17 protein-coding genes are annotated in these 22,204 nt (G+C 72.7%); 5 read left to right on the forward strand and 12 right to left on the reverse strand.

What is annotated here, in order from left to right; all coding sequences use genetic code 11:
• The first annotated feature begins 160 nt into the window (after positions 1-160).
• Positions 161-2,023: an ABC transporter ATP-binding protein gene (locus NDAS_RS16855; protein ID WP_041552822.1), complete on the forward strand. Its 1,863-nt coding sequence runs from the start codon at positions 161-163 to the stop codon at positions 2,021-2,023.
• 107 nt (positions 2,024-2,130) lie between these two features.
• Here the strand turns inward: NDAS_RS16855 and NDAS_RS16860 are convergent, their stop codons facing one another.
• From NDAS_RS16860 to NDAS_RS16895, 10 genes are all read right to left on the reverse strand, one after another.
• Positions 2,131-2,724 carry a (2Fe-2S) ferredoxin domain-containing protein gene (locus tag NDAS_RS16860; RefSeq protein WP_013154415.1) on the reverse strand — a complete coding sequence of 198 codons (594 nt, stop codon included), beginning with the start codon at positions 2,722-2,724 and terminating at the stop codon, positions 2,131-2,133.
• 38 nt (positions 2,725-2,762) lie between these two features.
• Complete coding sequence (locus NDAS_RS16865; protein ID WP_041552823.1) at positions 2,763-3,710, reverse strand: M23 family metallopeptidase; 948 nt, start codon at positions 3,708-3,710, stop codon at positions 2,763-2,765.
• 46 nt (positions 3,711-3,756) lie between these two features.
• Positions 3,757-3,999, reverse strand: a complete 243-nt coding sequence (locus NDAS_RS16870; protein WP_013154417.1) for an Rv0909 family putative TA system antitoxin — start codon at positions 3,997-3,999, stop codon at positions 3,757-3,759.
• A 94-nt stretch (positions 4,000-4,093) separates the two neighbouring features.
• Positions 4,094-5,437: a magnesium transporter gene (mgtE, locus tag NDAS_RS16875; RefSeq protein ID WP_013154418.1), complete on the reverse strand. Its 1,344-nt coding sequence runs from the start codon at positions 5,435-5,437 to the stop codon at positions 4,094-4,096.
• A gap of 297 nt (positions 5,438-5,734) precedes the next feature.
• Positions 5,735-6,838 carry a PP2C family protein-serine/threonine phosphatase gene (locus NDAS_RS16880; protein ID WP_013154419.1) on the reverse strand — a complete coding sequence of 368 codons (1,104 nt, stop codon included), beginning with the start codon at positions 6,836-6,838 and terminating at the stop codon, positions 5,735-5,737.
• Positions 6,839-7,635: 797 nt separating this feature from the next.
• The gene (locus tag NDAS_RS16885) at positions 7,636-8,103 is read right to left on the reverse strand and encodes a ribose-5-phosphate isomerase (protein WP_013154420.1); all 468 of its coding nucleotides are present in this window, start codon (positions 8,101-8,103) and stop codon (positions 7,636-7,638) included.
• Positions 8,104-8,188: 85 nt separating this feature from the next.
• Positions 8,189-8,338, reverse strand: coding sequence for a hypothetical protein (locus NDAS_RS28955; RefSeq protein WP_013154421.1), 150 nt, complete (start codon positions 8,336-8,338; stop codon positions 8,189-8,191).
• A 188-nt stretch (positions 8,339-8,526) separates the two neighbouring features.
• On the reverse strand, positions 8,527-9,948 hold the full coding sequence (locus tag NDAS_RS16890) for an aldehyde dehydrogenase family protein (RefSeq protein ID WP_013154422.1): 1,422 nt from the start codon (positions 9,946-9,948) through the stop codon (positions 8,527-8,529).
• Between the two features lie 170 nt (positions 9,949-10,118).
• Complete coding sequence (locus NDAS_RS28960) at positions 10,119-10,274, reverse strand: hypothetical protein (protein WP_013154423.1); 156 nt, start codon at positions 10,272-10,274, stop codon at positions 10,119-10,121.
• 135 nt (positions 10,275-10,409) lie between these two features.
• Positions 10,410-11,045: a mycothiol-dependent nitroreductase Rv2466c family protein gene (locus NDAS_RS16895; protein WP_013154424.1), complete on the reverse strand. Its 636-nt coding sequence runs from the start codon at positions 11,043-11,045 to the stop codon at positions 10,410-10,412.
• A 213-nt stretch (positions 11,046-11,258) separates the two neighbouring features.
• Between NDAS_RS16895 and pepN the strand changes: the two genes are divergently transcribed.
• Positions 11,259-13,805 carry an aminopeptidase N gene (gene pepN / locus NDAS_RS16900; protein ID WP_013154425.1) on the forward strand — a complete coding sequence of 849 codons (2,547 nt, stop codon included), beginning with the start codon at positions 11,259-11,261 and terminating at the stop codon, positions 13,803-13,805.
• Between the two features lie 170 nt (positions 13,806-13,975).
• Here pepN and malQ read toward each other — a convergent pair whose 3' ends face one another.
• Positions 13,976-16,009, reverse strand: a complete 2,034-nt coding sequence (malQ, locus tag NDAS_RS16905) for a 4-alpha-glucanotransferase (RefSeq protein WP_013154426.1) — start codon at positions 16,007-16,009, stop codon at positions 13,976-13,978.
• Positions 16,010-16,204: 195 nt separating this feature from the next.
• On the opposite strand from malQ, the gene NDAS_RS16910 reads away from it, so the two are divergent.
• Positions 16,205-17,524 (forward strand): MFS transporter, encoded by a 1,320-nt coding sequence (locus NDAS_RS16910; protein WP_013154427.1) that lies wholly within the window; start codon positions 16,205-16,207, stop codon positions 17,522-17,524.
• 90 nt (positions 17,525-17,614) lie between these two features.
• Here the strand turns inward: NDAS_RS16910 and NDAS_RS16915 are convergent, their stop codons facing one another.
• Positions 17,615-19,075, reverse strand: a complete 1,461-nt coding sequence (locus NDAS_RS16915; protein WP_013154428.1) for an amidase — start codon at positions 19,073-19,075, stop codon at positions 17,615-17,617.
• A 169-nt stretch (positions 19,076-19,244) separates the two neighbouring features.
• On the opposite strand from NDAS_RS16915, the gene NDAS_RS16920 reads away from it, so the two are divergent.
• On the forward strand, positions 19,245-20,072 hold the full coding sequence (locus tag NDAS_RS16920) for a nuclease-related domain-containing protein (RefSeq protein WP_013154429.1): 828 nt from the start codon (positions 19,245-19,247) through the stop codon (positions 20,070-20,072).
• 244 nt (positions 20,073-20,316) lie between these two features.
• Complete coding sequence (gene ilvD / locus NDAS_RS16925; RefSeq protein ID WP_013154430.1) at positions 20,317-22,179, forward strand: dihydroxy-acid dehydratase; 1,863 nt, start codon at positions 20,317-20,319, stop codon at positions 22,177-22,179.
• Positions 22,180-22,204 lie beyond the last annotated feature (25 nt).

Consider the following 22,204-nt stretch of genomic DNA (forward strand, 5'->3'; position numbering starts at 1 on the left):
AGGTCCTCCCCGGCCCGTCGCGACGGCTCGCGGCTCCACCCGCCCCGTGACGCGTGCGGGCCCCTCCACGTGCCCGCAGGCGGCCTGGGAAGCGGTGCACACGCACCGGTGTTGACGCTTGCGTGGCGAATAGGCAAGCAGAACGAGGCTGTTCATGACAATGATGTCCGGCAGGCCCTCCTACAGGGCCCTGGTCAACGACGGGAGCGCGAAGGGGCAGTCACTGCCCCCCGGAATCACCCGACGCATCATCTCCTACGCCCGCCCGCACTGGCGGGTGATCCTGTGTTTCCTGTTGGTGACGACGGTCGGCGCCGGGATCGTGGTCGCCAACCCGCTCCTGCTCAAGGCCATCATCGACCGCGGCATCCTGACCGGGAACACCGCGCTGGTGGTGTGGCTGGCGCTCGCCGCGGCGGGGCTGGCGGTGCTGGAGAGCGGACTGACCCTGCTCGGCAGGTGGCTGTCCTCCCGGATCGGCGAGGGGGTCATCTACCAGCTGCGCACGCAGGTGTTCACCCACGTCCAGCGGATGCCGGTGGCCTTCTTCACCCGTACGCAGACGGGGTCGCTGATCAGCCGTCTGAACACGGACGTGGTGGGCGCGCAGCGGGCGATCACCTCCGTCCTGCAGTCGGTGGTGTCCAACGTGGTGAGCGCGACCGCGGTGATCGTGACGATGATCGCCCTGTCGTGGCAGGTGACGCTGATCGCGCTGGCCCTGGTTCCGCTGTTCGTGGTCCCCGCCAAGGTGATCGGGCGACGGCTGGCGCACATCTCCCGCGACGCGATGGACACCAACGCGGACATGAGCTCGCTGATGACCGAGCGGTTCAACGTCGGCGGGGCGATGCTGGTCAAGCTGTACGGACGCCCCGAGGAGGAGTCGGCGGGGTTCGCCCGGCGCGCGAGCCGGGTCCGGGACCTGGGCGTGCGCCAGGCGGTGTTCGGCTCGCTGCTGTTCAGCATGCTGGGCCTGATCACGGCGCTGGCCATGGCGATGGTCTACGGGGTCGGCGGCGTGCTGGCGATCGGCGGGGCCTTCGAGGTGGGCACGCTGGTGGCGCTGACCACCCTGCTCGCCCGCCTGTACGGGCCGGTGACGACGCTGTCCAACGTGCACGTGGAGATCATGACCGCGCTGGTCTCCTTCGACCGGGTCTTCGAGGTGCTGGACCTGGAACCGGGCATCAGGGAGAGCCCCGACGCACGGAACCTGCCCGGGGAGCGTCTGGGCGTGGAGTTCGACAACGTGTCGTTCCGCTACCCGGCGGCGAAGGAGTCGTCGGTGGCGTCGCTGGAGCTGACGCCGCAGGCGTCGGTGGACGAGGACACCCAGGTGCTGAGCGGGGTGTCGTTCCGGGCGGAGCCGGGGACGATGGTGGCCCTGGTGGGGCCGTCCGGAGCGGGCAAGACGACGCTGACGCACCTGGTGTCGCGCCTGTACGACCCGACCGAGGGCCGGGTGCTCGTCGGCGGGCTGGACCTGCGCGAGGTGACCGGCGACTCGCTGCGCGAGGCGGTCGGCGTGGTCACCCAGGACGCGCAGCTGTTCCACGACACCGTGGGGGCGAACCTGCGGTACGCCCGGCCGGAGGCGACCGACGCCGAGCTGGAGGAGGTGCTGCGGATGGCGCGGCTGGGCACCCTCCTGGACCAGCTGCCCAACGGGCTGGACACGATGGTCGGCGACCGCGGGTACCGGCTGTCGGGCGGTGAGAAGCAGCGGCTGGCGATCGCGCGTCTGCTGCTGAAGGCGCCGTCGGTGGTGGTGCTGGACGAGGCGACGGCCCACCTGGACTCCGGGTCCGAGGCGGCAGTGCAGGAGGCGCTGTCCGTGGCGCTGGAGGGCCGGACCTCGCTGGTGATCGCGCACCGGCTGGCGACGGTGCGCGAGGCGGACCAGATCCTGGTGCTGGAGGACGGCCGGATCCTGGAGCGCGGCACGCACGACGAGCTGCTGGTCCAGGGCGGGCTGTACACGGCGCTGTACCGGACCCAGTTCGCTCCGCAGAGCCGGTAGCGCCCGTGCCGGGGACCGACCCTGTGGGACGGTTTCCGGCGCGTCCGGGCGGCCGCCTGCCGGGAGCCTCTCCGGCGCCGGGGCGCGGGGCCTCCGGGGACCTGGGGTCAGTCCCCGCCGGACTTGCCGCCCTTCTCGGACTTCTTGTCCTTGGCTTTCTCGGCCTTCTTGGCTTTCTTGTCGTCCTTCTTGGACTTCTTGCCCTTCTTGGAGTTCTCGTCCTTCTTCTTCCCGCCGTCCTTGCCCGGGCGGGCGGCGGCCTCGCGCCTGTCCTTCTTGCGCTCCTTCTTGGCCGCCTTGGAGTGCTTGGGCTTCTTGCGCTTCTTCGGCTTCTTGGCGTCCTTGGAGGTCACGTGGTCGGCCAGGACGGCGGGCAGCGGGGCGATACCGGGCCCGCCCTCGAAGATCCAGTCGTCGACGGCCTCGACCAGCTTGTCCTCGGTGACCTCCCCCAGCCACACCGGACGGCCTCCGGCGGCCCGCCCCGCCGAGGACGGCTGGACGACCACCACGTTGGCCTGGAAGCAGATGCCCAGGCACTTGCTGGTGCGGACGGGAACAGTGCGGCCGGAGTGGTCGTCGATGGCCCTGAGGCGGGCGAGCTGGGCCTTGTGGTCCACCCCGGGGACCTTCTTCTTGGTACCGCAGCAGCAGCCCCGGCACACCGTGAGCTGGCAGGGACGTCCTTGGGCCGTGTCCACTCTTCTCCCTTCACGCTCCCGTCGAGCCCCAGGAACCGTTAGGTTCGCCTTACCTCATCAGCGTAATCCGTGTCCGGAACCGTCTGACCAGCGGGTACGCCCTCGGGCTCGATGTCCTCCACCGGCGCGCTCCCGTGGCCGGGTCCGGCGACCACCACGGGGCGCCAGGTCTCGGGCAGTCCCGCGCCGCCGTCCCCACCGTTCCACCCCGGCGCCCACACGAACGGCAGACCGGCGGCGAACACCGGCCCCGGGCGGTCCATGAGCTGCATCCGCACCTGGGGCTCGGTGCAGGCACCGGAGTTCCCGCAGCGGGCCACCGTCTGACCCGCCCGGACGCGGTCGCCGCGGCGGACCGCGAGCGATCCGCGCTCCAGGTGGCCCAGGAGTACGTAGGCGCCGCCCACGTCGATCACCAGGTGGTTGCCGAGCAGCCCGGCCGGGCCGCGCAGCTCCCGCAGCGTGTTCTCCACGACCGAGCCGAACAGCCAGGGCCAGGAGTTGCGGCTGCGGTGGTCGCGCTGGCTCCCGTGCGCGGTCACCACCGTCCCGTCGGCGGGCGCGTGGACGGGTTGGCCGAAGGCCGGGAAGTCGCCCGGCGGACGGCTGAGCGGCCGCCAGCCGATGTCGGGGCGGGCGCCCGCGCCGGGTTCGGCGACCAGACCGAGCGCGTGGGTCTGCCCGTAGGCGTGGCTGCCCTGGCTCGGCACGCTGTCCACGGGGCTGGTGAGCGCCATCCACCTGCCCCGCACGGGCGGCTCCAGCACCCGGGGCTCGCACCGCACGGCGCCCAGTCGCAGGTACACGGCCAGCGCGGCGGCGAACAGGACGCCTCCCACCCACCAGGAGAGGCCGAGGTAACCGGCGAGGAGGGCGAGGGTGGCCGTCCACATCAGCGGCATGCGAACCCTGGCGAGCAGCAGCGGCCAGCGGGGGACGGGGCGGCCGGAGGGGTACGGGGAGCGGCGCGGGGCGGGTGAGGGCATCCCTCATTGTGGACGCCCCGCCCGCCCCGCGCGAAGACGGGCCGCGTTACCTCGGGTTCTCCCCGTCCCGGCGGATCTCCCCGTCCGGCCGGGTCCGCTCGTTCTCCCGAGCGCGCTTGCGCAGGTACTCCGTCGCGGCTCCGGCGCCCCGGTCGATCCTGTCGTCGTGGGCGCCGCCGGTGGCCTTCTTGGCCGCTCTGGCGGCCTTGCCGACCAGGCCCTGGGCGTGTTCGGCGTTGTCGTCGACGGCCTTCTTCAGCCGTTTGAACGCATCTCCGGTACCGGACATGTAATCCTCCCTCGATCCGTCCTGCCCTGTCGCGATACCCGGTTCCCGCCCCGTTCATGCCGGTGGGGCGTTCGGTGCGGGGCTGAAGACCAGGTCAAAGACCCAGGACCACGGTGGCGATGGAGAAGTAGATGAGCAGGCCCGTGGCGTCCACGATGGTGGTCACCATCGGAGAGGACACCACCGCCGGGTCCACGCCCACCTTGCGGGCGAGCAGCGGCATGGACGAGCCGATGGCCGCCGCCCACGTGCACACCGCGATCACCGAGCACGCCACCACCACGGCGACGTCCACGCCCACCAGCAGGGAGCCGATGCCCAGGGCCAGCACGGCCAGGAGGAGTCCCAGCAGCAGGCCGACCCGGGCCTCCTTCCAGATCACCGAGGGCAGGTCGCGCACCCGGACCTCGCCCACGGCCAGGGCGCGCACGATCGCGGTGGCCGACTGGGCGCCGACGTTGCCGCCCGTGCCGATGAGCATCGGCACGAACAGGGCCAGGGCGGTGACCGCCTCCAGGGCCGACTCGAAGGCCTGCATCACGTTGACCGTGAGCGTGGCCGCCACGATGAGCAGCATCAGCCACACCGAGCGCGCGCCGACCAGGCGCAGCACCCCGACGGACACGTAGTGCTCGCCGACCGGGCTCGCACCGGACTGGAGGGCCATGTCCTCGGAGTCGGCGGCCTCGATGACCTCCAGGGCGTCGTCGAAGGTCAGCAGACCCACGAAGCGCTCCTCGGAGTCCACCACCGCCAGGGCGACCAGGTTGGCCTCCTGCATCAGGCGGGCGGCGTCCTCGACCGGTTCCGCGGCGCGCACGCGCGGCGCGAACACGTCCACGATGTCCTTGATCAGCCGTTCGTCGTCGCTGACCACGAGATCGCCCAGCGTCACCGTCCCGACCATGCGGCGGCCGTCGCTGACCACCGGCAGGGTGTAGATGGTCTCGGCGTCGGCCCCCCGCGCGCGCACGACCTCCAGGGCGCGGCCCACCGTGAGGTCGCGGTGCAGGATGACCGTCTCGGGGGTCATGTACCGGCCGACGGAGTCCTCGGGGTAGCCCAGCAGGGCGGCGGTCATCCTGCGTTCGGCGGGGCTGAGCCCGGCCAGGGCACGGGTGGCGATCTTGGCTGGCGCCTCGCCGATCAGACGGGCCCGGTCGTCCGGGTCCATCTCCTCGAGGATCTCGTGGAAGGCCGTGTCGCGCAGCCCGAGCAGGATGGACTGCTGCTGGCCGGGGTCGAGCTCCTCGAAGACCTCCAGCTCGCGGTCCTTGTCCAGGAGCCGGAAAGGGATGATCGCCTCACTGCCGTCCATGCGGGAGAGTTCGTCGGCGATCTCGTAGGGCCTGTGTTCGGCCAACCAGAGCCGGATACCGGTCAGGTCGTTGTTCTCGACCAGATCGATCAGTTCTTCAGCGCGCTCGCCTTCTGACATGCGAAGCACCCCCTCGCATTCTTCTGCGCCCGGTGGGAAGCACCACGGGCGGCACCGGATCCTGGGAAAAGCGGTGGGCCGGTGGTTCCACGGCCCCGCTCCGGTCCCGTTGTCACTGGTGTGGTGAACCGTGCGTCGGATGGGTCTTCCGGGGGCGGAAAGGGCGGGCACGGTGATCCGGGGACGTGTACGGTCTGACCGCCGTACGCGGGACGGGGAGCACCCCGACCCTACCCGTCGAGGCGGTCCAAGAGCACACCGGACGCCTCACCAGCGCGCCAGAGGCCGCCCGGCGGGTCAGTCCCGCCAGAGGACGACCAGGGCGCAGTCGTCGTTCTTGTCCCTGCTGAGGGTGTCCACGATCTCGTCCGCCCCGGTGGCGAAACCGCGCGGGACGAGCTGCTCGGCCGCGCCGAGGAGGCGGTCGATTCCGGCGTCGAGGTCCTCGCCCGGGGTCTCGATGAGGCCGTCGGTGCAGAGCATGATGGCGTCGCCGGGCCGGAGTCTGCCCTCGACGGAGGTGTAGGTCATCTCGGGGATGACGCCGAGGACCACGCCCTTGGCCTCGGTGGTGCTCCACAGCCCGCCGCCGCTGTCGTAGTGCAGCGCGGGCGGGTGTCCGGCGGAGGCGATCTGGTACTCGCCGGTGTCCAGGTCCACGCTCAGGTGCACGGCGGTGACGAAGCCCTCGCCGCCGCTGTTACGCATGAGGTAGTCGTTGCAGTGGGCCAGGAAGTCGCGGGTGGGGACGGCCCCGATCAGCCCGCTGAAGGCGCCGGAGAGCAGCAGGGCCCGGGTTCCGGCGTCCACTCCCTTACCGGAGACGTCCACGACGGCCACGTCCAGCCGGTTCTCCCTGCGGATGGAGACGACGAAGTCGCCGCCGAAGGACGAGCCGCCCGCCTGGCGCAGGACCGCGGTGCGCCCCCAGCCCTCGGGCAGCCGGGGCAGCTTGCCCTGGCGGCGCAGGCGGTCGCGCAGGTCCAGCAGCATCATCTCGCCGCTGAGGCCCTGGACGCCGAGGCGCTCGCGCACCCCGGACAGCAGGTAGGACAGCACCGCGGTGACGCCGATGGTGACCAGCAGGCCGGGGCCCACCTGGCCGAAGTCGAGCATGAAGGCGACGAAGACCAGGACGGCGGCGACCACGGCCAGCAGGAAGGCCAGGCTCTTGCGCTTGAGGAGGAGGCCGCCCGCGAGGACGGTGAGGATGGTGGAACTGGGCGGGAACCAGCCGGTGGGACCCCACACGGCACCGACGCCGATGCCGACGGCCAGGGCGACGAGGGTGATCAGGACGAGCCGGTAACGGAACAGCACCTTGCGCCGGAGCACCGCGACGAGCCGCTGCGCGGTGGAGCGCAGTAGCCGGGTGGTCTTGGCGGTCGGTGTGGGCTTCATGTGTCCCCTGCGTTGCACACCCGCTCACCAGCGGGGGTTCGGTTCTCGGACGGCACGGTCGGGATGGGCGCGGGAGCCGCGTCGCCGCCGGGGGCCGGCGTACGGGGCTGTGTGGGGCACGCCCTGGCCGTGGTTGCCGGAGGTGCCGACCGGAGGGCACCGCCGCGCCGCGGGCAGCGAGGCCCGCAACTGTGCACGAACTGTAGCGCGGGGGGTGTCGCCGTGGCACGTGCAACCAGCAGTGTTCTCCACCCAAACCGAGGATTTGGGTTCAGCCGATAACCGAGCGTGTGGATTCGGGCATCGTTCCGGCGTCCGAAAACCGTTCCGTAAGCCGGGTGTTCATCCCTCTCGGACACTCCCGCGCGGTCGGGCGCCCCGCCGCCGATCGGGTCCGCGCCCGTCGGCGCGGTCCGCTTCCAGGGTCCCACGGTGCCGCGGCCCGGACCGGGGACTCTCGGCCTTCCGGTCCGTGCCGGAGGCCGCTGCGCGCGTACGGACGCCCCCGCGCGCGGCCTTCGGGCCCCTCGGGGAGCGGTCCACGGGGTTCGGGAGGCGGCGGAGGTGGGTCTGCGAAGTTGAGGGTGGTGGGCCCCGGTGCGGGCCCGGGCCGTCTCACCGGAGACACCACCGCGCCCGCCGCGGCCCCGTTCCCGCGTCGAAGGGCGCCCGGACGGGGAGAGTACCGCGCGCGGCGACCGTCGAGGGCGGTGGCCCGCCCCGCCGCGAAGCGCCCCGGAGGGCGGTGACGGGCGACGGGCGGGCCGAGGCGGAGCGGGGGTCCCCCGGAACCCCGTCTAGGGGAGCGGGGGCAGCTCGCCGGTCTCCTCGTAGGCCGTCAGCATCGCGATGCGGCGGGTGTGCCGTTCCTCGTCGCTGTACGGGGTGGTGAGGAAGACCTCCACGAACCGGGTGGCCTCCTGCGCGGAGTGCATCCTGGCGCCGAGGCTGAGCACGTTGGCGTCGTTGTGCTCACGCGCCAGGCGGGCGGTGTCCTCGCTCCAGGCCAGGGCCGCGCGCACGCCCCTGACCTTGTTCGCGGCGATCTGCTCGCCGTTGCCGGAGCCGCCGATGACGACGCCCAGGGAGCCCTTGTCGGAGGCGGCGCCCTCGGCCGCGCGCAGCACGAAGGGCGGGTAGTCGTCCGCGGCGTCGTAGGCGGCGGGCCCGGCGTCGACGACGTCGTGGCCCTGCTCCCTCAGCCAGGAGACGAGGTGTTCTTTGAGCTCGTAGCCCGCATGATCTGATCCAAGGTAAACACGCACGGGTCCAGTCTGGCAGGTCACGGCGGTGACAAGCGCAGCGCCCCGCTCGCTGGGGCGAGGCGGGGCGCGGTGGTACTCGTGTCCCTCAGATGGAGCCGGAGGCCGCAGCGGCGACGCTCAGCCCGAGGACGGCGAAGAGGGCCATCGAGCCGATGGCGATCACGTTGTAGAGGACGATCGCCTTGAGGTCCTTGCCGAGAGGACCTGCCTTGGAGACCGCGGGCTTCTTGCTCAACTTCCACCTCGTTAGGGTTCGACCAGGGATATCCCGTCGGAAATTTTTCCACACCACACAACGTGGTTCCCACCGGGGCCGATTCCACGCGGGGGGCCGCGGGGGCCGTGAGTCCGCGCACACCCGTCGGCGGGTGCGCGCCACCGGTTCGCGCGCCGGGCTCCGCGGGGCCCGGCGCACGCCCGGCGTCACAGCTGGACGGCCTTGACCTCGCAGAACTCCTCCAGGCCGTGGGCGCCCCACTCACGGCCGTTGCCGGAGCGCTTGTAGCCGCCGAAGGGGGCGCGGGGGTTGAGGGCGCCGCCGTTGACCTCCACCTGTCCGGCCCGCAGGCGCCGGGCGACGGCCAGGCCGCGCTCGGGGTCGCCGGACCACACCGCGGCGTTGAGCCCGTACACGGTGTCGTTGGCGATGGCGACGGCCTCCTCCTCCGTGTCGTAGGGGATCAGCACCAGCACGGGCCCGAAGATCTCCTCCTGGGCGACGCGCATGTCGTTGCTCACGTCGGCGAAGACCGTGGGGTTGACGTAGTAGCCGTCCGGGCGGCCCCGGACCGGTTCGGGGCCGCCGGTGACCAGGCGGGCGCCCTCCTCCACTCCGAGCGCGAGGTAGGAGCGGACCCGCTCCAGCTGGTCGGCGGAGACCAGCGGGCCCATGCGGGTGGCCTCGTCCGCGGGGTCGCCGGGCGCGTACTTGGCCGCGGACTCGGCGGCCAGGGCGACGGCCTCCTCGTAGGAGTCGCGGTGCACCAGCATGCGGGTGAGCGCGTTGCAGCTCTGCCCGGTGTTGCGCATGACGTCGGCGACGCCGCGCTTGACCGCCTTGACCAGGTCGGCGTCGGGCAGGATGACGTTGGGGGACTTGCCGCCCAGCTCCAGGGCGACCTTCTTGACGGTCTCCGCGGCGACCTGGCTGACCCGGGTCCCGGCGCGCGTGGAGCCGGTGAAGGACACCATGTCCACGCGGGGGTGGGCGGCGATGGCCTCGCCCACGACCGGGCCGGTGCCCGACACCAGGTTGAACACGCCCGCGGGCAGGCCCGCCTCGTGGAACACCTCGGTGAGGGCGTAGGCGCTGAGCGGGGCGACCTCGCTGGGCTTGAGGACGACGGTGTTGCCCGCCAGGAGGGCGGGGACGACCTTGAGCACGATCTGGTGGAGCGGGTAGTTCCACGGGGTGATGGCGCCGACCACGCCGACGGGCTCGCGCACGATGAGCGAGTTGCCCACCCGCTCGCCGCCGAAGTAGCGCTCGCCGCTCTCCTCGACCAGGTCGATGTAGGTCTGGAACATGAGGGCGGGCAGGCCCGCCTGGACCTTGCGTGCGAACACCGCGGGGGCGCCCATGTCCCGGGTGAGCTCCGCGGCGATGTCGTCGATGCGGGCGTTGAACAGCTCCAGGGCCTTGGCCAGGTGGGTGACGCGCTGCCCGGGCGTGAGGGCGGACCAGGCGGGCAGGGCCGCCGCTGCCGCCGCGACCGCGGCGTCGACGTCCTCGGCGGCCCCGGCCGGAACGGTGTCGATGACCTGCTCGGTCGCCGGGTTGACCACGTCCAGTGCCTCGCTGGAGGCGGAGTCGCGCCAGGCGCCGTCGATGTAGAGGGATCGCATGGCCCCACTGTCGCAGAACGCGATTCGGGTTGGCCAGCCCGGGGCTCCGGGCCGGTGCTTTCCCCGATACCGGGGATCCTGCGCGGCCCCCGTGGAAGGCACCGGACCGGCCCCGGTACGGGTCCCCGGACCTGTCCGGGGACCGACCGCGGGACCGGTCGCCCGCCGGATCAGTCCCAGTGCGGTGGGCGCTCCGCGAGGAGGCGCGCGGTGGAGTCGTCGTCGGAGTCGCCCCAGCCGGGGCCCCTCTCGTCGCCGGTGGTGTCGGGCAGGATGTCGAGGTCGTCGAGGAAGTCGACCCTGCGCTCGTCGTCGGGTCCGGACACGGTCCCCCGCCCCCTTCGCGTTCGTCGCGGCGGGCCCCCCGCCCGCCGCCGGTGTTCGCCTCCAGTGTGCACCCCCGCGGGCGCGGCGCGGCCGTCCGCCCCGCCGGGCCGGGGCCCCGGCCCGGCGGACGCGGGTCAGTCGAAGACGGGGTCCCGGGTGCGGGTCCGCTTGAGTTCGAAGAACCCGTCGGTCCCGGCGACCAGGAGCACGCCGTCCCAGAGCCTGCCGGCAGCCTCGCCGCGCGGGATCGGCGTGACGACCGGTCCGAAGAAGGCGGTGTCGGCGACCTGGACCACGGGGGTGCCCACGTCCTCGCCGACCAGCTTCATCGCCTCGGCGTGCGAGGCGCGCAGGGCCTGGTCGTAGTCGGTGGACGCACCCGCCTCGGCCAGGTCCTCGGGCAGTCCGGCCTCGGCCAGCGCCGCGCGGATCGTGTCCGTGGTGCGCGGTTCGCCGCCGTTGTGGAAGCGGGTGCCCAGGGCCGTGTACAGGCCGCCCAGGACCTCGGGGCCGAAGCGCTGTTCGGCGGCGACGCACACCCGCACCGCCTCCCAGGACCCGTCGATGCTCGCGCGGTAGTCCTCGGGCAGGTCGCGTCCCTCGTTGAGCACGCCCAGGCTCATCACGTGCCAGCGCACACGGACCGGCCGGACCCTCTCCACCTCGACGAGCCAGCGCGAGGTGATCCAGGCCCACGGGCAGGCGGGGTCGAACCACATGTCCGCGTGGACGGTCTCCTGCCCGTCACCGGGGTCGAAGGTCTGCGTCATCGCTGCTCCTCGGATCGCGAAAAGGTGTGCACACTTCACGTCGTAGGAGTGCAACCCCGGTTATCGGTTGCGCATTCCGTCCCGGCGCGTGGCAGGATCGGGTCGAGTGGAAGACGACCTCCGGCCCCGACGACGCTCCACCCCAGGCGGCGGACTCGCCGTGGTCGGCAATGATCCGGCCGGCGACGACGGCGGCCGTGGAGGGAGCGTGGCGTGGCAGGGAACCTGACACGGGACGAGGCTCGTGAGCGTGCGCGGATTCTCAGCGTCGACTCCTACGCCGTGGAGCTGGACCTGACCACCGGTGCCGAGACCTTCAGGTCCACCACCGTGATCCGGTTCTCCAGCTCGGAGCCCGGGGCGCGGACGTTCGTCGAGCTGGCCGCCCCCGCGATCCGCACGGCGACGCTGAACGGAGCCGAGCTGGACGCGGCCGAGCTGTTCGACGGCGAGCGCCTCGTCCTCCCCGAGGTGGCCGCGGACAACGAGCTGACGGTCGTCGCCGACGCCGTGTACATGCGCACCGGAGAGGGCCTGCACCGGTTCGTGGACCCGGTCGACGACTCGGTGTACCTGTACACCCAGTTCGAGACGGCCGACGCGCACCGCATGTTCGCGTGCTTCGACCAGCCCGACCTGAAGGCGACCTTCGAGCTGACGGTGTTCGCTCCCCCCTCGTGGGAGGTCGTGTCCAACAGCGCGCCCGACGTGGAGCGCGAGGCCGCGGGCGAGGAGCGGGTGCGCTGGCACTTCCCGGCCACGCCGGTGATGTCCACCTACATCACCGCGCTGATCGCGGGCCCGTACCACGTGGTGCGCGACGAGCACGACGGCATCCCGCTGGGGCTGTACTGCCGCGCCTCGCTGGCCGAGCACCTGGACTCCGACGCCCTGTTCGAGGTCACCAAGCAGGGCTTCGACTTCTTCCACGGCCTGTTCGACCTGCGCTACCCGTTCGGCAAGTACGACCAGCTGTTCGTGCCCGAGTTCAACGCGGGCGCCATGGAGAACGCGGGCGCGGTCACGTTCCTGGAGGACTACGTCTTCCGTTCGAGGGTCACCGACGCCCGTTACGAGCGCCGCGCCGAGACGATCCTGCACGAGATGGCGCACATGTGGTTCGGTGACCTGGTCACCATGCGCTGGTGGGACGACCTGTGGCTGAACGAGTCGTTCGCGACCTACGCCAGCGTGTACTGCCAGGCCAACGCCACCAAGTGGACCGACGCCTGGACGACGTTCGCGAACGTGGAGAAGAGCTGGGCGCTGCGCCAGGACCAGCTGCCCTCCACCCACCCGGTCGCCGCCGACATGGTCGACATCCAGGCGGTCGAGGTCAACTTCGACGGCATCACCTACGCCAAGGGCGCCTCGGTGCTCAAGCAACTCGCGGCGTACGTGGGCGTGGACGCGTTCTTCGCGGGCGTGCGCGCCTACTTCAAGGAGAACGCGTTCGGCAACACCGAGCTGCGTGACCTGCTCAAGCACCTGGAGGCCGCCTCGGGCCGCGACCTGTCGGGCTGGTCGCGCGACTGGCTGGAGACCACGGGCGTCAACACGATGCGCCCGGAGTTCGAGGTGGACGCCGAGGGCCGCTTCACCTCGTTCACCGTGCTCCAGGAGGCCCCGGCCGACCACCCGACGCTGCGCTCGCACCGCCTGGCGATCGGCCTGTACGACCGCACCGACGAGGGCGTCGTGCGCCGCGAGCGCGTGGAGCTGGACGTGCGCGGCGAGCGCACCGAGGTGCCGGAGCTGGTCGGCCGGGTCCGGCCGGACCTGGTCCTGATCAACGACGACGACCTGACCTTCACCAAGGTCCGCCTGGACGAGCGCTCCCTGCGCACCGTGGTGGAGGGCGTCGGCGAGATCCGCGAGTCCCTGCCCCGCGCGCTGGCCTTCGGCGCCGCCTGGGACATGACCCGCGACGGCGAGATGGCCGCCCGCGACTACGTCTCCCTGGTCATCTCCGGGATCAGCGGCGTGGACGACGTCATGGTCGCCCAGACCCTGCTGCGCCAGGCCAACTCGGCTCTGCACATGTACGCCGACCCGGCGTGGCGCCCGTTCGGCTTCGAGCAGCTCTCCGAGCGGCTGCGCGAGCTGCTGACCGCGGCTGAGCCGGGCGGCGACCTGCAGCTGGCCTACGCCAACGCGCTGGCCGCCTCGGCGGCGAGCGACGCCCACCTGTCCCTGCTCCAGGGCCTGCTGGACGGCGCGATCACCGTGGACGGGCTGGTCGTGGACACCGACCTGCGGTGGACGCTGCTGCGCCGCCTGGTCGCGACGGGCAAGGCCGGGGAGGCGGAGATCGCCGCCGAGCTGGAGCGCGACGCCACCGCGGCCGGGCAGCGCAACGCCGCCGGGGCCCGCGCCGCCATCCCCACCGCCGAGGCCAAGGCCGCGGCGTGGGAGCGGATCGTGGGCGAGGAGCTCGCCAACGCCGAGTTCCGCGCGGTCCTGCTGGGCTTCACCGAGCCGGGCCAGGCCGAGCTGTACCGGCCGTACGTGGAGAGGTACTTCGCGCAGCTGGGCCCGGCCTGGGAGAAGTGGACGGGCGAGTTCGCGCAGACCTTCGCCGAGGTGGTGTACCCGAGCGGTCTGGTGGAGGAGGCGACGCTGGAGCGCACGGACGCCTACATCGCCGAGTCCGACCCGGCCCCGGCGCTGCGCCGCCTGCTGGTCGAGGGCCGCGCGGGGGTGGAGCGGGCCCTGCGCGCCCGGGCCACCGACATCGCCGCGGGCGAGCGTCAGGAGTAGGAAGGGGCCGCGCGCCCGCCCCGCCTGCGACGGCGGAGCGGGCGCGCGCGTGTTCGGCCCGGCCGCCCTCCCCGCCGTGACCCGGTGCTCGCAGCGGGCCTCGGCCGCCGAGACCGGCCAAGACGCGGTCCAGGGCCCCGCGTCACTCGGCAAAGGTTCCGGACGGCCCGTTAGGGAGCGTGGTCCCGCCGGCCGACAGGCCCGAGGGTGCGGCGGATGCGCGCCACCATGCGCGGGTCGGCGAGCAGTTCGTCCACCAGGACCGGCTCTCCCTCGCCGCTGGTGAGCGGGATGCGCCAGTTCGGGTACTCGTCGCTGGTGCCGGGCTGGTTCTGCATGCGCCGCTCCCCCACCACGTCGGTGAGCGCGACCCCGATCATGCGGGCGGGGGTGGCCACCAGGTAGGCGTGCATGGCCGCCACCACGGCGGCCGAGTCGGCCACGGGGTCCACGTCCTCGTCGAGCAGGCCCAGCTCCACGAGGAGCTCGCGCCAGCGTTCCACCCGCGACTCGGCGTCGGCGCGCTCCTCCTCCACGGGGCGGCCGAGCAGGCCCAGCCGGTCGCGCAGCTCGACGTGCTCGGTGGACAGGAACGACGCCACCGGCGGCAGGTCGTGGGTGGCGACCGTGGCCAGGCAGTCGGTGCGCCACTCCTCCGGCGGGCGCGGGCGGCCGTCGGCGTCCTGCTCGAACCACAGCACGGAGGTACCGAGGATCCCGCGGTCGGCGAGGTGTTCGCGCACCCACGGCTCCACGGTGCCCAGGTCCTCCCCGACCACGACGGCGTCCGCCCGGTGGGCGGCCAGGGCGAGCGTGCCCACCATGCCCTCGTGGTCGAACCTGACGTAGGTGCCCTCGGCCGCGGAGGCGCCCTCGGGCACGCACCAGAGCCGGAACATGCCCATGACGTGGTCGATGCGGACCCCGCCCGCGTAGCGGAACGCCTGGGCCAGGATCTGGCGGAACGGTTCGTAGCCGCGCCCGGCCAGGCGCCGGGGGTGCCAGGGCGGCTGGCCCCAGTCCTGCCCCTGCCGGTTGAACTCGTCCGGGGGCGCCCCCACGTGCAGGCCGGGCACGAGGGCGTCCCCGTACATCCACGCGTCCGCGCCGCCCGCCTGCACCCCGATGGCCAGGTCGTGCACGATGCCGACGGCCATCCCGCCGGTCTCGGCGGTGGTCTGCGCCTGGGAGAGCTGCTCGTCGAGGATCCACTGGAGCCAGCGGTGGAACTCCACGGCGGGCCACCGGCGCAGGGCCTCCTCCCCGACGTCGCGGCTGTGGACCCCGCGCAGCCCCTGCGGCCAGGTCCGGTAGTCGGTGCCGTGCCGCTCGGCCAGGGCCGACCAGGTGGCGAACTCGACCAGCGGTCGGCCCTCGCGTTCGAGGTAGGCGCGCAGGGAGGCCTCGCGGCCGGGGGCGCGGGGCGACTCGAAGAGGACCTCCAGGGCGGCGCGCTTGGCCCTCCACACGGAGTCGCGGTCGAGGAGGTCGGCGGTGCGGCCGCGTTCGCGCAGCGGCCGGGCCAGGCGCTGGATGCCCTCGCGCTGGGCGGGGTCGAGCCGGGCGTACTCGGGCACGTCCTCGATGCGGATGTAGAGGGGGCTGGCGTAGCGGCGGCTGACCGGCAGGTAGGGCGAGGGCTCCACCGGGGGCAGCGGCTCGGTGGCGTGCACCGGGTTGATCAGGGCGAAGTCGGCGCCCAGGTCGCGCGCGCTCCAGTCGGCGAGCTCGGCGAGGTCGCGCAGGTCGCCGGTGCCCCAGGAGGCGCGGGAGCGCACGCTGTAGACCTGCGCCATGATCCCCCACAGGCGCGGGTGGTCCCTGAGCGCGCTGGGTTCGATGCGGTCGGGGGCCACGAGCAGGGGCGCGGTGTGCTCGGCGGCGCCGTCGGTGACGCGCAGGGTGTGCACGCCCAGCGGCAGCCCGGGGCCGAAGGGCAGCAGGGAGCCGCCGCAGGTCTCGACGACGCTGTGCGTCCCCTCGGCGAGCACGAGGTCGGGCGCCTTGCCCTCGCGGACGACGACCGCGGGCGGCAGCGGGCCCGGCGCCGCCCCCGCGTCCGGGGCCGCCGGGTCCACGCCCAGGGCGGCCAGGACATGGCGGATGGTGTCGGGGCTGACCGGGACCCTGCGCCCCCGCCAGTCCTCGTAGGTCGTCGCGACTCCGTGCTGCTCGGCCAACCGTGCCAGCTGAACGTCCCTCACAGAATCCGATCATGCCCTACCAGGGGCTCCGTACACCGGAGGCCGTTCCGGCGTGGGACCAGAACGTGTCCCGGGTGCGGGCCGATAACGGCTCCCCGCGCGGCGCGTCCGGACTGTCCAGCACGTACAAACGGGCGCTCTGCACAGGCCGTCAAAGCGATCGCCCGATGTCCTCGACATCTGCATAATCGGGGTGTGCTCGCGAACTACCGACGGCTCTTCGCCGTCCCCCACGTGCTTCCCCTGCTGGCCTGGTCCCTGGCCGCGCGCTTCTACATGCCGGGGCTGATGATCGCGGTCACCTTCCTGGTGGAGGGGTGGACCGGCTCCTACACCCTGGCCGGGCTGGTCGCGGGCGCCTTCACCCTGGGCATCGCGCTGGTGGGACCGCTGCGCGGGCGGATGGCCGACCGGGGCGGAACCGACCGGCTGGTGCTGGTGTGCGGCGTGGTGTTCAGCGCGGGGCTGCTGGGCCTGGTCCTGCTGCCCGAGCGGCTGTGGTGGCTCTCGCTCCCGCTGGCGCTGGGCACCGGGCTGTTCGGCTCCCCGGCCAACCAGATCGTGCGGGCGCTGTGGCCGCGGCTGACGCGCGGCCCCGAACGGCAGGCGATCTACGCGGCCGAGGCGACCACCCAGGAGCTGCTCTTCGTCTTCTCCCCGATCATGACCGCTGGAGTGGTGGCCTTCGCCGGTGCGCGCTGGGCGCTGGTGCTGCTGTCGGCGGTGGCTCTGCTCGGTTCGCTCGGGTTCGCGCTCGGGCTGCGCCGGGCCGGGGTGACCGGCCCCGCGCCGACCGGGGAGGGAGCCGGTGAGGAGCCGTCCGGTCCCCGCCGGAGTCTGCTGCGCAGCCCGGCGCTGGTGGCGCTGTTCCTCATGTGCCTGCTGATGGTCAGCGGGATCATGGGCGTGGACCTGGTGATCGTGGCGTGGGCCAACGAGCTCGGCGCCCCGCAGTACGTGATGGTGCTGGCGTCGGTGTGGGCGCTGGGGTCGCTGGTGGGCGGGGCGATCGCGGGCGCGCTGCGCGGACGCCCCCACCTGGTGCGCCGCTGCTTCGGCTCGGCGCTGGGCGTGGCGGTGCTGGTGCCGTTCGTACCGCCGTTCGCGCAGCTGTCGACACCGCTGCTGATCACACCGCTGCTGTTCCTGTCCGGTATGGCGCTGGCGCCGACCCTGGCCGCGGTCATGGGCCGTCTGGGCGACCTGGCCCCCGCGCGGCGGCGGGCCGAGGCCTTCGGGTGGATGTCCACGGCTCTGGGCGTGGGCGGGGCGGTGGCCGGTCCGCTGTCCGGCGGCCTGATCGACCTCATGGGGATCGCGGGCGGTGTGCTGGGCGCCGCGGTGCTGGTGCTGGTGTCGGCGCTGCTGAGCCTGTTCGTGCCCGAACCGCCCCCCGAGGCCGCCGAGGAGCCGGGCGGCCTCGACCCCGAGGAGGTCGGGGGGAGTGTGCTGGAGGCCCCTCCGGTGCACGGCGCCGCGGCGGGCGCCGAGGCCGCGTCCGACGAGCCCCGCTGAGGCGCGGGCCGCCGGAGCGCGCGCCTCGTGCCGGTCCTCGCTGCCGCTGTCGGCGTCGGGGTGGTACCGAACGGGGGGCGGCCCCGGCCGTCACACCGGTGACGAGTCCGGTCGGCCGGCGCGCAGCGGCGGGACGCGGTGGGCCCACGGGCGCGCGCGTTCGAGCTGCGCCGACAGCGACAGCAGGGTGCCCTCGCCGCCCATGCGGCCGGTGAGCATGACGCCGATCGGCAGTCCCTCGGGCGACCAGTGCAGGGGGACGCTGACCGAGGGCTGTCCCGAGACGTTGTAGACCGAGGTGAACGGCGCGAACGCGGTCATCCGCCGGAACTCCTCCTCGGGTCCGTCGCCGGTGAAGTGCCCCAGCGGGACCGGGGGCGCGGCCAGCACGGGCGAGAGCACCGCGTCGAGGGGTTCGGTCGCGGCGACCAGGGAGCGGACGCCGCGCTGGAGGCGGGCGCAGGCGGCGATGTAGTCGGGCACGGGCGTGGCGCGGGCCCGCTCGCGCAGCCACTGGTTGAGGGGGCTCAGCTCGGCCTCGCGGGCGGGGGCGACCGGCGTGGCCGAGGCCATCGCCGCCCAGACCACGCCGAAGTCCGCCATGAAGGAGCCTCCGAAGTGGGCGTCCCCGGGGGCGGGGACCTCCTCCACCTCGTGTCCGAGGTCGGCCAGGAGGCGGACGGCCTCCTCGTGGGCGGCCAGGACGTGGGGGTGCACGGGGATCCGGGCGGAGCCGGTGGTGGCGTGGCAGCCGATGCGCAGGCGTCCGGGTTCGCGGCCCACGTGGTCGGCGAAGGTCTCGCCCGGCGGCAGGGGCGGCGCGGTGAAGTGGTCGCCCGGTCCGGAGAAGGCCATGGCGTCCAGGAGGAGGGCGGCGTCGCGGACGCCTCGGGTGAGGGGTCCGGCGGTGGACAGGCCCGCGAGGTCGGGTTTGAGGGGTGCGCCGGAGATCCGGCCGCGGGTGGGCTTGAGGCCGAAGAGCCCGCACGCGCTGGCGGGGATGCGGATCGAGCCGCCGCCGTCGCTGCCCTGGGCCACGGGGGCGAGTCCGGCGGCGACGGCCGCCGCGGCGCCTCCGCTGGAGCCGCCCGGGGACAGGTCGGTGTTCCAGGGGTTGCGGGAGGGCGGGGCGACGGCGTTCTCGGTGTAGCAGCTCGACCCGAACTCGGGGGTGTTGGTCTTTCCCGGCAGGACCGCGCCCGCGGCGCGCAGCCGGGCGACCACGCCCGAGTCGGTCGGGGCGACGGCGTCGCGGAAGACCGGTGAGCCCTGGGTGAGGCGGACCCCGGCGACCGGGTCGAGGTCCTTGACGGGCACGGGGAGCCCGAGGAGGGGGGGCAGGGTCTCTGGCGTGTCGGCCATCACCCGCTTCTGCGCGTAACGGGCTTGTTCGAGCGCCTTTTCCGGGGTGACCGTAATGTACGCGCCGACGAGGTGGTCGTACCTCTCGGTGCGGTCCAGGAAGTGCTCAGTGATCTCAGTAGGCGACAGCTCACGACTGCGGACCATCGCGAGGAGGCGGTGGGCCGGAAGGTCATGGATCTGGGTCATGGCGAGACAGGTTAGCGGGCACACCGCAGGGCACCACGGTGAGGAGGAACCGCTTCTCCAGAGAGACTGACCGAAGGGTAAGCATTCCCTGTCCCAAGGCGACCGACACGCTTACGCACCGAGGAACAGGGATACAAAAGTGTGAGAAGTAATGCACTAGGACTCGGATATGGATCGAACTAACCTGTCCGACGTGAAATCGGCTACCAGAGTGAACGGCTCCACTCCAACGTCCGGGGGATCGGACCCCGAAAGGCCCGAATCCCTCTTTTTCCCCAATCAGAGAAAGAAGAAGGACACCTCGGGCGGCAAGGCGGTCTACGGTGCCCTGCGCTCCAACCGTTCCGTCCGCAGGTGGGTGGTACGCGGCGGCGGCGCCGCCGTGGTGGCCGTCCTGATCGGCCTGCTCACCTCCGACTGGCGGATCGGCGTCACCTTCGGCGTCCTCACCCTGGCCGGGATCATGGTGTACGCCTCCCGGCGCGAGTCGGAGATCCCGCGCTGGCGCAAGCCCTCGGCGGCCCAGCGCAAGACCGAGGCGCAGCTCAAGGTGATGAAGCAGCTCGGCTACCGCGTCCTGCACGCGCGCGCGGTGCCCGGCGGCAACGGCCAGATCGACCACTTCATCGTGGGCCGGCGGGGCGCGTTCGCCATCGACTCCGAGTCGTGGGACAAGCGGCTGCCGCTGCGCAACAAGCTGGAGAAGCTCTACCACGGGCGGTTCAGCAAGAACGAGCGCATCGACGAGGCCCTGGAGGAGGCCAAGCGGGCGCAGGACCTGATCAGCTCCGAACTGGGGCGCGAGATCAAGGTGCGCGCGTCGCTGGCCATCTACGGACCCGGCATGCCCTGGGACAGCCACCGGCTGCGGGGCGTGGACATCATCACCGGCACCAAGGTCCGCAAGTGGCTGCGCAGCGGCCGGGACCGCCTGACCGAGAAGGAGATCGAGGAGATCTACCAGGCCGCGATGAAGGCCCTGCCGCCCAGGTACTGAGACGCCCCCACCCCCCCCCTGACGCCACCCCGGCCCGGGACGGACCACAGCGCCGTGGCACCCGGGCCCTCCTGTTTCCAGGGGCTTCTCGCTCCCCCGCACCGGCCGCGCCCCGGCCGCGGCCCGGCCTTCCCACCACGGGCGTCTCACGATCCGGATGGCCCGTCTTCCAGTACGAGACCAGAGCGGTGCGACGAAGGACTACCATCGAGGGGAAACACCCGTAACGATGGGAGCCCGCCCCATGCCAGCCCTACGCTCACGCACCGTCACCCACGGCAGGAACATGGCCGGCGCGCGCGCCCTCATGCGCGCCACCGGTGTGGAGCGCGAGGACTTCGGCAAGCCCATCGTGGCCGTGGCCAACAGCTTCACCGAGTTCGTGCCGGGCCACGTCCACCTGCGCGAGGTGGCCGAGGTCGTCGCCAACGCCGTCCGCGAGGCGGGCGGCGTCCCCCGCGAGTTCAACTCCATCGCCGTGGACGACGGCATCGCCATGGGCCACGGCGGCATGCTCTACTCCCTGCCCAGCCGCGAGCTGATCGCCGACTCGGTCGAGTACATGGTCAACGCGCACTGCGCCGACGCCCTGGTGTGCGTGTCCAACTGCGACAAGATCACCCCGGGCATGCTGCTGGCCGCGCTGCGCCTGAACATCCCCACGGTGTTCGTCTCCGGCGGCCCCATGGAGGCGGGCAAGGTCACGGTGGTCGACGGCACCGCCACCACCGTGCGCAAGCTGGACCTGATCAACCCGATGATCGCCGCGGCCGACGAGAGCGTCTCCCAGGCCGAGCTGGACGAGATGGAGGAGGCCGCCTGCCCGACCTGCGGCTCCTGCTCGGGCATGTTCACCGCCAACTCGATGAACTGCCTCACCGAGGCGATCGGCCTGGCCCTGCCCGGCAACGGCACCGTGCTGGCCACCCACACCGCCCGCCGCGCCCTGTACGAGGACGCCGGACGCCTGGTCGTGGAGGCCGCCAAGCGCTACTACGAGGACGACGACTCCTCCGTCCTGCCGCTGTCCATCGCCACCCCCGAGGCCTTCGGCAACGCCATGGCCCTGGACGTGGCCATGGGCGGCTCCACCAACACGATCCTGCACCTGCTGGCCGCGGCCACCGAGGCGGGCGTCGGCTTCGGCCTGCCCGAGATCGACGCGGTCTCGCGCCGGGTGCCGTGCCTGTGCAAGGTCGCGCCGAACACCGAGAAGTACCACATCGAGGACGTGCACCGGGCGGGCGGCATCCCCTCCATCCTGGGCGAGCTGGCCCGCGGCGGCCTGCTGGACACCTCCCTGCCCACGGTGCACGGCAAGACGGTCGGCGAGTTCATCGCCGAGTGGGACATCGTCTCCGACACCGTCTCACCCGAGGCCGTGGAGCTGTTCCACGCCGCCCCCGGCGGCAAGCGCACCACGAAGGCCTACTCACAGGACACCCGCTGGGACACCCTGGACACCGACCGGGAGAAGGGCTGCATCCGCTCAGTCGAGCACGCCTACACCAAGGACGGCGGCCTGGCGGTGCTGTTCGGCAACCTCGCCCCGGACGGCGCGATCGTCAAGACCGCGGGCGTGGAGGAGGAGCTGTGGACCTTCTCCGGACCGGCCAAGGTGTTCGAGTCCCAGGAGGACGCCGTGGACGGCATCCTCAACAAGCGGATCGAGCCCGGTGACGTGGTGGTCATCCGTTACGAGGGCCCCAAGGGCGGTCCGGGCATGCAGGAGATGCTGTACCCGACGAGCTTCCTCAAGGGCCGCGGCCTGGGCAAGGCGTGCGCCCTCATCACCGACGGCCGCTTCTCCGGCGGCACGTCGGGGCTGTCCATCGGCCACGCCTCCCCCGAGGCCGCCGCGGGCGGTGACATCGCGCTGGTGGAGGACGGCGACGTCATCAGCATCGACATCCCCAACCGGGGCATCGTGCTGGAGGTCTCCGCGGAGGAGCTCGACGCGCGCCGCGAGCGCCTGCTCAAGGAGCTGGGCCGGTTCAGGCCGCGCGACCGACAGCGGCCGGTGACCGCGGCTCTGCGCGCCTACGCGGCCATGGCGACCTCGGCCTCGACCGGCGCCGCGCGCGACGTGTCCCAGGTCGAGAAGTAGCGGACCGGGAGGTGGGGCGGCGCGG

Source organism: Nocardiopsis dassonvillei subsp. dassonvillei DSM 43111, from assembly GCF_000092985.1.
In the GTDB taxonomy this organism is placed as follows: domain Bacteria; phylum Actinomycetota; class Actinomycetes; order Streptosporangiales; family Streptosporangiaceae; genus Nocardiopsis; species Nocardiopsis dassonvillei.

Coding starts and splice junctions, on each gene's coding strand:
- NDAS_RS16895 (WP_013154424.1), bottom strand. CDS start 11,045: ATGACGCAGACCTTCGACCCCGGTGACGGGCAGGAGACCGTCCACGCG.
- ilvD (WP_013154430.1), top strand. CDS start 20,317: ATGCCAGCCCTACGCTCACGCACCGTCACCCACGGCAGGAACATGGCC.
- NDAS_RS16865 (WP_041552823.1), bottom strand. CDS start 3,710: ATGCCCTCACCCGCCCCGCGCCGCTCCCCGTACCCCTCCGGCCGCCCC.
- NDAS_RS16880 (WP_013154419.1), bottom strand. CDS start 6,838: ATGAAGCCCACACCGACCGCCAAGACCACCCGGCTACTGCGCTCCACC.
- NDAS_RS16890 (WP_013154422.1), bottom strand. CDS start 9,948: ATGCGATCCCTCTACATCGACGGCGCCTGGCGCGACTCCGCCTCCAGC.
- NDAS_RS16920 (WP_013154429.1), top strand. CDS start 19,245: ATGGATCGAACTAACCTGTCCGACGTGAAATCGGCTACCAGAGTGAAC.
- NDAS_RS16915 (WP_013154428.1), bottom strand. CDS start 19,075: ATGACCCAGATCCATGACCTTCCGGCCCACCGCCTCCTCGCGATGGTC.
- NDAS_RS16855 (WP_041552822.1), top strand. CDS start 161: ATGATGTCCGGCAGGCCCTCCTACAGGGCCCTGGTCAACGACGGGAGC.
- mgtE (WP_013154418.1), bottom strand. CDS start 5,437: ATGTCAGAAGGCGAGCGCGCTGAAGAACTGATCGATCTGGTCGAGAAC.
- NDAS_RS16870 (WP_013154417.1), bottom strand. CDS start 3,999: ATGTCCGGTACCGGAGATGCGTTCAAACGGCTGAAGAAGGCCGTCGAC.